Below are 10,318 nucleotides of genomic sequence, written 5' to 3' on the forward strand. Positions count from 1 at the left end.
GACGCCGGCCGCGGGGGAGCGGGCGGCGGGGGCACGGGCCGCGCGTTCTGAGGCTGGTTCGCCTGGGCGGCGGCAGGTCGGGGCGGCGGCGGCGTCGCCGGGACGGCGGGCTTCGTCACGCGGATCGCGACCGTYTCGTCGTCCGACGGCGGTGTCGCCTGCCCCTGCCCCTGCGGGGTCTGTGTGGTCGCTGCGCGGTGCATCTTCACGGTCGCGGCGTCGCCCGCTGCCGGCACGCTCTTCTGCGTCGGGATCGCGGTGGTGGCCRCCTCGGATGCCTTGTCCACGGGTTTCGCGGCAGAGTCCGGGCCGGCCTGAGGTGTCTCGGCTCGTGGGCGTGGTGCCGGAGGCTTGGGCAATTCGGGCTGCGGTTCGTCGGCCTTCTTCTCTGCTACCTTCTCGGGCGCCTTCTTCTGCGGGGGCTTCGGCGCGGGCGACTTCGGTGCGGCGGGCTCTGCGTCCGCCGCGGGCTGCGCGGTCTTCGCAGGCTTCGCGGTCGCGTCGGCGCCGTCGGCACCCTTGCCGGCGGTGGTGCCGGCCGCGGCCGGGCCGGACGGTGTGTCCGCGGCCGGCTTCTGAGTCGATTCGTCTTTCTTCGGGTCCTGCACTCGCTGCCCCTCGGTCTGCAGAGAAATGAACGTTGGGGGCAGCCTAACGACATCCTGCGTCATCGGAGACCGCGACAGGGCGCGTCGCGGACGCGGGCCGACGCAGTGACGGCGCCGCGGCGGGGGCACAATAGGCGCATGACGTCTTTCGGTGACCTTCTCGGACCACAGCCCACGCTGCTCCCCGGGGACGACGAGGCCGAGTCGGCCCTGTTGAACCACGAGGATCCGGCTTCCGTCGCAGCCGCCCATCCCACCGCATCCATCGCATGGGCCTACCTGGCCGAGGCGGCCCTCCAGGCCGACGAGACCATCGCGGCGTACGCCTACGCGCGCACCGGGTACCACCGTGGACTGGACCAGTTGCGTCGCAACGGGTGGAAGGGTTTCGGCCCGGTTCCGTACAGCCACGAACCCAACCGTGGTTTCCTCCGGTGCGTCGCCGTGCTGGCGAAGGCGGCGAAGGCGATCGGCGAAACGGACGAGTACGCGCGGTGCCTCGATCTGCTCGAGGACTGCGATCCCCGAGCCGCCGAAGCGCTTGGCGTCGGTTAGCGCCCTCAGCTCGGCGAAAGTCCGTGGCCGGGACGGGCTGAGGACTTCGGCCCAGCGACTGCGGGTGTCGGCACTGCCGATCCTGCAGTGCGCGATCGCTGCCGGCGCCGCCTGGTGGGTGGCGACGGTGGTGATCGGTCACCCGACGCCGTTCTTCGCGCCGATCGCGGCGGTGGTGTCGCTGGGGCTGTCTCTCGGCGCCCGCCTGCGCCGTTCCGTCGAGTTGGTGGCCGGTGTCACGATCGGGATCGGGGTCGGCGACCTCATCGTCTCCGTCATCGGGAGCGGTACCTGGCAGATCACTCTCGTCGTGATCCTGGCGATGTCCGCGGCCGTATTGCTGAACAGCGGACCGATCTTCTCGATGCAGGCGGGTAACTCCGCGGTGCTTGTGGCGACGTTGCTGCCACCCGGCGGCACCGCCGGTATCGACCGCATGGTGGACGCCTTGACCGGTGGTCTGGTGGGGATCGCCGTCGTCGCGCTGATCCCCACGCATCCCGTGGGGCGGGCGCGGAAGTACGCCGCGAACGTTCTCGGGACGGCGTCCGAGGTGATGCAGCTGGTGGCAGACGGTCTGGTGGCCAACGACGACAAGCCCATCGAGAAGGCCCTCCAAAAGGCGAGGGCAACGCAGGCGTCCATCGACACGCTGCGGACCCACCTCGCCGGCGGCCGTGAGATCAGCCGAATCTCGCCGCTGTACTGGAACACCCGCGGCCGGCTCGAACGACTCACCGCGGCCGCGGACCCACTCGACAATGCGTTGCGCAACATCCGGGTTCTCGCGCGGCGTTCGCTCACGCTGGTGCGTGACGACGAGATCCTCAACCCACGGCTCGTCGACCAGGTGGAGAAACTCGCCCACGCCTTGGAAACCCTCCGGCAGATGGCACTCGCCGACCCCGGTCAGCAACCCGATCAGGCAGAGGCGGCGCGAGTGCTGCGTTCGGTGGCGTCTGGACTGAAACCGGAACTGGTGGAGAACGCGGGCTTGTCGGCCACGGTCGTCTTCGCGCAGATCCGGTCGCTGACCGTCGACCTTCTGCAGGTTGCAGGGCTGAAACGCATCTCGGCCATCGCCACCCTGCCGCCCACCGTGGAGAAGCCGGCCTATCGTCCCGAGCTCTGACCGCCCGAGCACGCTGTTGAACATATGCGTATGTACGCATATGATCGGCACAACTCGGGAGGAGGCTCACCCATGGGAGTCGGTCACGGCCATTCGCACGGCCATACGCAAGGCAGCGGTGAGGTAGGCCCGTCGCGGGGTCGGATCCGCCGCATGGTGATCGCTCTCGTCATCCTCCTCGCGTTCCTGGTTCTCGAGGTCGTCGTCGGTCTCACCGTCAACTCGCTGTCGCTGCTCGCCGACGCCGGGCACATGCTGACCGACGTCGTCGGAATGTCGATGGGTCTCGTCGCACTTCTCCTGGCACGCAAGGGCAGTGCCACCGCGGCCCGGACCTTCGGCTGGCATCGCGCCGAAGTGCTCACGGCCATGGCCAACGCCGCGATGCTGCTCGCCGTCGCGGTCTGGGTGTTCTACGAGGCGATCTCCCGCATCGGCGACGCCCCCGACCTTCCCGGCATGGCGCTGATCCTCACCGCATCCGTCGGACTCGCCGCGAACCTCGTGGTGATGCTGATGCTGCGCGCCGATTCCAAGGACAGCCTGGCCGTCCGCGGCGCCTACCTCGAAGTGCTCGCGGACGCCGTCGGCAGCGTCGGCGTGCTCATCGCCGGCGGCGTCGTGCTGGCGTTCGACTGGACCTACGCCGACATCATCGTCGGTGTCCTCATCTCGCTGTGGGTGGTGCCGCGGGCGATGAAACTCGCCGCCGCGTCGCTGCGCATCCTCACGCAGGCGTCCCCCGAGGACGTCGATGTCGAATCGGTCCAGGCCGACCTCGAAGCGCTACCCGGGGTCACCGGCGTGCACGACCTCCACATATGGACGCTCACGACGGGAATGGACGTGGCCACCGTCCACCTCACCACGGACGCCGACTCGTCCGTCGTCCTCGAATCGGCGCGGACCGTCCTCGAGAGCCACCTGCTCTCGCACGCGACAGTGCAGGTGGAATCCACCGCCAACGGACGCCACTGCGCCGAGAACGTCACCTGGTAGGCGCCCTGTCTGTTTCGTCCGGTATCGCGGCGGGAAATCGTTGCGGGACGACTCACGAAAGGGAACACCATGTCCACTCTCGCAGCGTTCGCACGACCCGTCGCCGTTGCCGCACTCGGTGCGGCCGCCCTCTTCGCAGCACCGGCCACCGCCTCCGCCGCGCCGTTCATGCCCGACCCGCTGGCGAACTGTAAACCCGCCGCGACGCTCGATGTCGAAAAGGAAGGCAACCAGGTCGAGTGGGAGTTCGAGGGGCCGGAAAAGGCCACGACCGACGCTCAGGTGACCTACCTGAACATCGGCGGCCAGGCGCCGACGATCGGCTCGTCCGGGCCGTTGACGAACGGTGAGGGTGTCGAACGCGAACTGCCCGGCTTCACCGGACACCTGATTCCCGGCGGAACCTACGACCCCGACGGGCCGAAGGGGCCGCTCGAGGCCTGCCCCCTCGGCTTCGGATTCGCCGTCACGCAGTGACCGTCACTTGGTGAACCGGGTGACCTCCGCACCCGGTCGCCACAGATCGACGTACAGGTGGTCGCCGTCGACGGTGGCGAGCACCACCTCGTCGAGGCCGAGTTCGAAGACGTCCGCCTCGGGGATCTCGTCGGGGTAGTGCGCGAGGATCTGCAGTTTGCGTTCCCCGAGGATCTCCTGTGCGCGGCCGCTGATCTTGGCGTCGCCGCCGTCCATCGTGTGGTGACCGGGGTTGCTGTGGAGAGAGAATCGCGGATCGCGTTGCAGGTCCTGTACTTTGCGTGCACCAACCATCGAGCCGAGCAGTAACGCGCCTTCGTAGAACTCGACCTCGGTGCCGCTCACCCTCGGGGAACCGTCCTTGCGGAGCGTCGCGAGTACGTGGTGCTTGTGCGCCTCGAAGCGTGCGGCGACAGCCTTGGCGAGGTCGGGTGCTTCGGTCTCGAACTGCGTCCAGTTGGTCATGCCGACCAGTGTGTTCTCCTATCCCTGACATCTACTGTCAGGGATTTTCACTAGAATCGGAGCATGCGTTCGAGTCGGCTCGTCGAGGTCATGCTCCGTCTGGAGGGCAGTCGCGGGGCCACCGCGCAGCAACTCGCGGACGAACTCGGGGTCTCGGTCCGCACCGTGTATCGCGACGTCACGGCGTTGTCGGCGGCCGGTGTGCCGTTGTGGACGGAGAGCGGGCCCGGCGGCGGAATCCGGTTGCTCGACGGCTGGCAGTCGAAACTCGGCGGCATGACGGGCGAGGAGACGTCCGCGTTGATGTTGCTCGGTGTCCCGTCGATCGCCGACGATCTCGGTCTTCGCGACGTCACCGCTGCGGCGCAGTCGAAGCTGTTGGGGGCGTTGCCGGTCCCGCTGCGCGCCGGGGCTCAGCTGTGGCGGGATCGCCTCTACGTCGACGCCCCCGGCTGGTTCGACGGACCACGCGACAACGGTGAGCTCCCGGTGGTGGCGTCCGCGGTGCTCGAGGGTCGGCGCCTCGGCATCCGCTACCGCAAGGGGAGCCGTTCGGCGGCAAGAACTCTCGACCCCCTGGGGCTGGTGGCGAAGGCCGGTGTCTGGTATCTCGTTGCGCAGCACCGCGGACGGACGCTGTCGTATCGCGTGTCGCGGATCAGTGACGCGACCGTGCTGAAACAAGCGGCGGTGCGGCCCGACAACTTCGATCTGGGTGCGTGGTGGTCGGCGTCGGTGGCCGAATTCGATCGTGCGCTCCTGCGTTTCCGGTGCCGGGTGCGCTTGTCGCCCGCGTCGTGGCGCCGGCTGCCCCGGGTAGTCGGTGTGGAGGCCGCACGGGTCGAAGCCGGAACGCCGGACGACGACGGCTGGGTGACCGTCGACCTGGTGCTCGAGGCCGAGGACGTGGCGCTCGAGCAGTTGACCGTTCTCGGCGGGGGAGTCGAAGTGCTCCAGCCGCACTCGTTGCGAGAGTCGCTGCGTGTGGTGGGGGACGCGATCGCCCGCCTAAACGGCTGAAGTGGACTACTGCCGCGTCACACGAGTCGTTCGAGCACCGTGGCATTGGCGAGTCCGCCGGCCTCGCACATGGTCTGCAGCCCGAACCGGGCCCCGCGCTGCTCCATCGCGTTGACCAGCGTGGTCATGATGCGGGCGCCACTGGCCCCCAGTGGATGTCCGAGCGCGATAGCGCCGCCGTGCACGTTGACGCGGTCCAGGTCGGCTCCGGTGTCTGCCGCCCAGGCCAGGACCACCGACGCGAACGCCTCGTTGACCTCGAACAGGTCGATGTCGGAGATGTCGAGTCCGCTGCGCTGCAGCACCTTGCGTGTCGCGGGAATGACGGCGGTGAGCATCATCAGCGGGTCGTCGCCGACGACGGCGAAACTGTGGAGCCGGGCCAGCGGGCGCAGTCCCAGGCGTCCCGCGATCTCACTCGTGGTGATCATCAGCGCCGCACTTCCGTCGGACAGGGGACTGCTGTTGCCCGCGGTGATCGACCAGTCGATCTGGGGGAACCGCTCCTCGTAGAAGTCGCTGCGGAAGGCCGGTCGCAGGCCGGCGAGTGCGTCGAGCGTCGTGTCCGGCCGGATGGCCTCGTCGACGCTCAGCTCCGGCAGGACGGCGAGTTCCTTCGCGAAGTTCCCGGCACTCGTTGCCGCCGCGGACTTCTGGTGGCTGCGCAGGGCGAACTCGTCGAGCTGGGTGCGGGACAGTCCCCACCGGGCGGCGATGAGTTCGGCGCTGATTCCCTGCGGGACGAGGCCGTCGGGGTAGCGGCGCTCGAAGCCCATGCCCATCGATTCGCGTCCGATGCTGCTGGATCCCATCGGAACTCGGCCCATCGATTCGACACCGGCGGCGACGACGATGTCGTAGGCACCCGACATCACGCCCTGCGCGGCGAAGTGAACGGCCTGCTGGCTGCTGCCGCACTGCCGGTCGACGGTCGTGCCGGGCACGGATTCGGGGAATCCGGCGGCCAGAAGCGCACTGCGGGTGATGTTCTGGCTCTGGTCCCCGACCTGGGTGACGGTGCCGCCGATGACGTCGTCGATCAGCGCGGGATCGATTCCCGTGCGCTCGACGAGGGTCGACAGGCTGTGGGCGAGAAGGTCGACGGGGTGCACTCCGTGCAGGGCGCCCGAGGGCTTGCCCTTACCGATCGGCGTGCGGACGGCCTCGACGATGACGGCGTCTCTCATGATGGTTCCCTTTCGGTGCTGTGAGTACTTATTAACCGCGGGCGGTTGACAAGTGCTCACGGGGTGGATTCATCCGTGTGGCGGTGAGTGCGGCGACGACGGCCACCGCGGCCACCGCCGACCAGGCGAGTTGGAAGGCGGAGTGGGTGTCTGCGTAACCGGTGGTCGTGCCGAGGATTGCGACCAGCATGCTCACGCCCAGCACGGTTCCGACCTGACGGCTCATGGTGACGACGGCGCTACCGGTGGCCGAGCGCGTCTGCGGTAGTCCGGCGGTGGCGGACGACAGGATCGTCGGCAACGCCAGTCCGACCCCGACACCCGCGATCATCCAGCCGGGCAGCAGTTCCGACGCATACTGCGGTTCCCTCCCGACGGACGAGAGGACGAGCACGGCGCCGGCCGCCCACAGGGCGCTACCCGCCGCGGTGAGCGCTGCGGCCGAGAACGTGCGGGACAGGAACTGGCCGACCACGGCGAACACCGGCACCATCAACGGGCCCGGCGCGATCGCGAGACCCGTCAGAAGCGCGGAGTAGCCCCACACCTGCTGCAGCCACAGGATGTTCGCGAGCAGACCGGCCGCGAAGGCGGCACTGAACGCGAGCGCGGTCACGTTCGACCAGGCGAACGTGCGCACCTTCAGCATGGCGGGTTCGATGAGCGGCTCACGCTGTCGGCTGTTGCTCCACCAGAACAGTGCGACGGACACGGCAGCGACGGTGAAGGCGAGCGCGATTCGGGGGTCGCCCCATCCCCAGTCGGGTCCCTGGACCAGTCCGAGTGCGAGGGCGCCGATACCGACGGTCAGTAGTGCAGCCCCGAACAGGTCGAGGTCCGCGTCGCGGGCGGTCGGGCGGAAGTCGGGGACCAACCGGACGGTGGCGATCAGGAACGCGATTCCGATGGGGACGTTGATCAGGAAGGCCCAGCGCCACGACGCCTCGACGAGCAGGCCACCCACCACGGGTCCGAAGGCCGCGGCCGCGGCACCCGACGCGGCCCAGATCCGGACCGCGCCCGCACGTCTGGCTTCGGGGACCGTGCTGATGAGCAGTCCCAGGCTGGCTGGGGTCAGGGCGGCCGCACCGACGGCCTGAAGGAGTCGGAAGGCGACGAGCAGCCACAGCGAGGGGCTCAGCGCGCATGCCGCGCTGGCCGCGGTGAACAGCGCCAGCCCGAGAAGGAATCCGCGCCGGCGGCCGACGCGGTCGGCCCAGCGTCCGAGCGGAACCAGGAGTGCGGCGAACACGATCGCGTAGCCGCCCAGCACCCAGCTGAGGTCGCCGAGGCTGTACCCGGGATAGCTCGCCGCGATGTCGCCGAACGCAACGTTGACGACGAACAGATCGAGGCTGGCGACGAACGGCGCGCCGGAGAGGACGGTGAGGAGCGGGCCGACCCGCACTTCCTCACGCACCTGACTATTGAGGGCCATAGTCAGCAATCTACACCTGACTATGACTAACGCAAGTCAGGTGTGATGGGCGCCTCGGATCGCCGGTTTGCGCTGCGAAGACCCCCGCGGCGGTCCTAACGTGAGGCATGGCTGTTCTGACCCCCGGCTTCCACGGCAGACCTCGCAGCGAGCACTCTCTTCCGCCCGGGCAGTACGAGGTCGGCGATTTCCCGGTCCTCTCGGCAGGACCGACGCCCCGCGTCCCGACCGAGACGTGGACGCTGACCGTGACGGACGAGACCGGCCGGCGCCACGAGTGGTCGTGGGCCGAATTCATGAAGCTCCCGCAGGAGCGGCCGACGGTCGACCTCCACTGCGTCACGCGATGGTCGAAGTTCGGAACCTCGTGGAAGGGCGTCTCCCTCGACACCCTGTTCGCGGACGTCGAGACGTCCGCGGGATTCGTCCTCGTCGGATGCGACGGCGGCTACACCACCAACCTTCCCGTCTCCGACATCCTCGGCGGCAAGGCGTGGATCGTGCACACCTACGAGGGCGCGCCGCTCACGCCGGTGCACGGGGGTCCGGCCCGTCTGCTCGTGCCTCATCTCTACCTGTGGAAGTCCGCGAAGTGGGTTCGGTCGATCCAGCTCGTCACCCAGGACGTCCCGGGTTTCTGGGAACAGCTCGGGTACCACGATCGCGGCGACCCGTGGCGGGAGCAGAGGTATCAGGGTGACCAGTGAACTTCTGGGCCGGGCGGTGCTCAGCTGGCGAGTGGCGGAACTCGTCGAGTCGTGGCCCGAGACGGCGAGTGCGCGGGCACTGGTCCTCGAGGTCCCGGACTGGCCGGGGCATCGCGCCGGGCAGCACGTCGATCTCCGCCTGACCGGTCCCGACGGGTACACCACCGAGCGGAGTTACTCGCTGGCGTCGCCGGCCGAGCGTTCACCGGGTGGGTGGCGATTGCAGTTGGTCGTCCAGCGGGTGGCGGACGGTGAGGTGTCTCCGTATCTGACCGACGTGTTCGCCGCGAGCAATCTGATCGAGGTGCGCGGACCGATCGGTGGCTGGTTCGTGTGGTCGCCGCGCGAGGGTGGCGGCGCGCCGGTGCTTCTCGTCGCGGGTGGGTCGGGGATCGTGCCGCTGATGTCGATGATTCGCGAGCGCCGGTTCCGGCACGACCGCACGCCGTTCCGGCTCGTGTACTCCCTCCGGACGCAGGCCGACGAATTGTTCGCGGACGAGCTGAACCGGCCCGGGAGCGGCGACGGGGGAGTCGAGACGTTCGTCCTCTGCACCCGTGAGGACTCGCCGCGGCGTCCGGCGGGTCGGATCACCGCCGCCGATCTCGCGGCATGGGGATGGCCGGCGGACTTCGCCCCGCGCTGCTTCGTGTGCGGGCCCACCGGATTCGTCGAGGAGGCGGCTCGCCTGCTGCTCTCGCTCGGGCACTCGCCGGACGACATCAAGACCGAGAGGTTCGGTCCTTCGGGGCCGTGACCGGAGGAAGGAATTGTCGATGAGTACGTTGCAGGGCAACGACTTCGAGGACGGGAACGTTCTCGGCGGGCCGTTCGCGGAGATCTTCGTTCACGACCTCACCGCGGCGACCGGGCAGTGCCGGTTCTGCGGTCTCGACGGACCGATGGCGGCGGTGCACGTCTATACGCGTGCGCCCGGTGTCGTCGTGCGGTGTCCGGGATGTCAGGAGGTGCTGCTGCGACTGGTGTCGACTCCGCGCGGGCTCGAGCTCGACGCCAGCGGGCTGTCGCACCTGTCCTGGAAACTGTGAGCGCTGACTATGGAATTTGCAAGTCAGCTATGCTGAGGTGCATGGACGCGGCACGGTTGGACGGCTTTCTCGCAGATCGCGACACCTGGCGGGCGACGCACTGCTCCATCGGCAAGGCGATGGACGTGATCGGCACGCGTTCGGCCGTCCTGATCCTGCGCGAGGCCTACTACGGCACCACGCGATTCGACGACTTCGCGAAACGGGTCGGCATCACCGAGGCCGTTGCGGCGTCCAGGCTGCGTGAACTGACGGCCGAGGGCCTGTTCGAGCGGCAACCCTACAAGGAGCCCGGGCAGCGCACCCGCTACGAATACGTGCTCACCGAGAAGGGGCGTGACCTTCTACCTGCCGTGCTCGCGCTGATGCAGTGGGGCGACAAGTACCTCCAGGGCAAGCGCGGTGCGCCGATCGGGATGCGGGACGACGCGACCGGCGAAGCTGTGCGCGTCGAGGTCCGCAGCCCCGACCGCGAGGTGCCGTTGGCGGAACTGCGGCTGACCCCCAACTTCACCGAAGAGGATGCGTCCCGCCCGTGAGTACTTGTTAACCGCCCGCGGTTGTGTCATGTCTCAGGACTTGGAGGACAGATATGTCTCAGGACTTTGAGGACAGTTTCTGGTAACGCGTGGTCCTGTCGAGTGTAAGAGTGCGGACGGTCGTGTCGTCGATCATCACGAC

General features: G+C 68.6%; 12 protein-coding genes and 1 pseudogene. 9 read left to right on the plus strand and 4 right to left on the minus strand.

What is annotated here, in order from left to right:
- Positions 1-608, minus strand: a pseudogene (locus AC1D1G_RS34910) (Rv0361 family membrane protein); the annotation flags it as partial.
- A 138-nt stretch (positions 609-746) separates the two neighbouring features.
- Here AC1D1G_RS34910 and AC1D1G_RS34915 point away from each other — a divergent pair.
- From AC1D1G_RS34915 to AC1D1G_RS34930, 4 genes are all read left to right on the plus strand, one after another.
- On the plus strand, positions 747-1,163 hold the full coding sequence (locus tag AC1D1G_RS34915; protein WP_005260038.1) for a DUF3151 domain-containing protein: 417 nt from the start codon (positions 747-749) through the stop codon (positions 1,161-1,163).
- A 64-nt stretch (positions 1,164-1,227) separates the two neighbouring features.
- Positions 1,228-2,295 carry an FUSC family protein gene (locus AC1D1G_RS34920; RefSeq protein WP_005260036.1) on the plus strand — a complete coding sequence of 356 codons (1,068 nt, stop codon included), beginning with the start codon at positions 1,228-1,230 and terminating at the stop codon, positions 2,293-2,295.
- A 72-nt stretch (positions 2,296-2,367) separates the two neighbouring features.
- A complete protein-coding gene (locus tag AC1D1G_RS34925) occupies positions 2,368-3,294 on the plus strand; it encodes a cation diffusion facilitator family transporter (protein WP_283331583.1) in 927 nt (308 codons plus the stop codon).
- A gap of 69 nt (positions 3,295-3,363) precedes the next feature.
- A complete protein-coding gene (locus tag AC1D1G_RS34930; protein WP_477955674.1) occupies positions 3,364-3,771 on the plus strand; it encodes a hypothetical protein in 408 nt (135 codons plus the stop codon).
- A 3-nt stretch (positions 3,772-3,774) separates the two neighbouring features.
- Here AC1D1G_RS34930 and AC1D1G_RS34935 read toward each other — a convergent pair whose 3' ends face one another.
- Positions 3,775-4,236, minus strand: coding sequence for a pyridoxamine 5'-phosphate oxidase family protein (locus AC1D1G_RS34935; RefSeq protein ID WP_477955676.1), 462 nt, complete (start codon positions 4,234-4,236; stop codon positions 3,775-3,777).
- 63 nt (positions 4,237-4,299) lie between these two features.
- On the opposite strand from AC1D1G_RS34935, the gene AC1D1G_RS34940 reads away from it, so the two are divergent.
- Positions 4,300-5,256: a helix-turn-helix transcriptional regulator gene (locus AC1D1G_RS34940; RefSeq protein WP_477955678.1), complete on the plus strand. Its 957-nt coding sequence runs from the start codon at positions 4,300-4,302 to the stop codon at positions 5,254-5,256.
- Positions 5,257-5,273: 17 nt separating this feature from the next.
- Here AC1D1G_RS34940 and AC1D1G_RS34945 read toward each other — a convergent pair whose 3' ends face one another.
- Both AC1D1G_RS34945 and AC1D1G_RS34950 read right to left on the minus strand, forming a co-directional pair.
- Positions 5,274-6,443, minus strand: a complete 1,170-nt coding sequence (locus AC1D1G_RS34945; RefSeq protein ID WP_477955680.1) for a thiolase family protein — start codon at positions 6,441-6,443, stop codon at positions 5,274-5,276.
- Between the two features lie 31 nt (positions 6,444-6,474).
- Positions 6,475-7,881, minus strand: a complete 1,407-nt coding sequence (locus AC1D1G_RS34950) for an MFS transporter (protein ID WP_477955682.1) — start codon at positions 7,879-7,881, stop codon at positions 6,475-6,477.
- Positions 7,882-7,988: 107 nt separating this feature from the next.
- Between AC1D1G_RS34950 and AC1D1G_RS34955 the strand changes: the two genes are divergently transcribed.
- Genes AC1D1G_RS34955 through AC1D1G_RS34970 form a run of 4 tightly spaced genes read left to right on the plus strand, consistent with a single transcriptional unit; the run spans position 7,989 to position 10,176 of the window.
- Entirely contained in the window at positions 7,989-8,588 is a 600-nt protein-coding gene (locus AC1D1G_RS34955; RefSeq protein ID WP_283331578.1) for a sulfite oxidase-like oxidoreductase, read from the plus strand.
- Positions 8,578-9,345: a ferredoxin reductase gene (locus AC1D1G_RS34960; protein WP_477955683.1), complete on the plus strand. Its 768-nt coding sequence runs from the start codon at positions 8,578-8,580 to the stop codon at positions 9,343-9,345. The genes AC1D1G_RS34955 and AC1D1G_RS34960 overlap by 11 nt, the downstream gene beginning before the upstream one ends.
- Before the next feature lie 19 nt (positions 9,346-9,364).
- Positions 9,365-9,637, plus strand: coding sequence for a DUF6510 family protein (locus AC1D1G_RS34965; RefSeq protein WP_005238458.1), 273 nt, complete (start codon positions 9,365-9,367; stop codon positions 9,635-9,637).
- A gap of 41 nt (positions 9,638-9,678) precedes the next feature.
- On the plus strand, positions 9,679-10,176 hold the full coding sequence (locus AC1D1G_RS34970; RefSeq protein WP_095867104.1) for a winged helix-turn-helix transcriptional regulator: 498 nt from the start codon (positions 9,679-9,681) through the stop codon (positions 10,174-10,176).
- Positions 10,177-10,318 lie beyond the last annotated feature (142 nt).

Source organism: Rhodococcus sp. P3_B8 (genome assembly GCF_056402775.1).

Bases quoted from the DNA above. Each gene is read 5' to 3' on its own strand.
- AC1D1G_RS34930 (WP_477955674.1), top strand. From the start codon at position 3,364: ATGTCCACTCTCGCAGCGTTCGCACGACCCGTCGCCGTTGCCGCACTC.
- AC1D1G_RS34935 (WP_477955676.1), bottom strand. From the start codon at position 4,236: ATGACCAACTGGACGCAGTTCGAGACCGAAGCACCCGACCTCGCCAAG.
- AC1D1G_RS34950 (WP_477955682.1), bottom strand. From the start codon at position 7,881: ATGGCCCTCAATAGTCAGGTGCGTGAGGAAGTGCGGGTCGGCCCGCTC.
- AC1D1G_RS34965 (WP_005238458.1), top strand. From the start codon at position 9,365: ATGAGTACGTTGCAGGGCAACGACTTCGAGGACGGGAACGTTCTCGGC.
- AC1D1G_RS34945 (WP_477955680.1), bottom strand. From the start codon at position 6,443: ATGAGAGACGCCGTCATCGTCGAGGCCGTCCGCACGCCGATCGGTAAG.
- AC1D1G_RS34970 (WP_095867104.1), top strand. From the start codon at position 9,679: ATGGACGCGGCACGGTTGGACGGCTTTCTCGCAGATCGCGACACCTGG.
- AC1D1G_RS34955 (WP_283331578.1), top strand. From the start codon at position 7,989: ATGGCTGTTCTGACCCCCGGCTTCCACGGCAGACCTCGCAGCGAGCAC.
- AC1D1G_RS34940 (WP_477955678.1), top strand. From the start codon at position 4,300: ATGCGTTCGAGTCGGCTCGTCGAGGTCATGCTCCGTCTGGAGGGCAGT.
- AC1D1G_RS34915 (WP_005260038.1), top strand. From the start codon at position 747: ATGACGTCTTTCGGTGACCTTCTCGGACCACAGCCCACGCTGCTCCCC.
- AC1D1G_RS34925 (WP_283331583.1), top strand. From the start codon at position 2,368: ATGGGAGTCGGTCACGGCCATTCGCACGGCCATACGCAAGGCAGCGGT.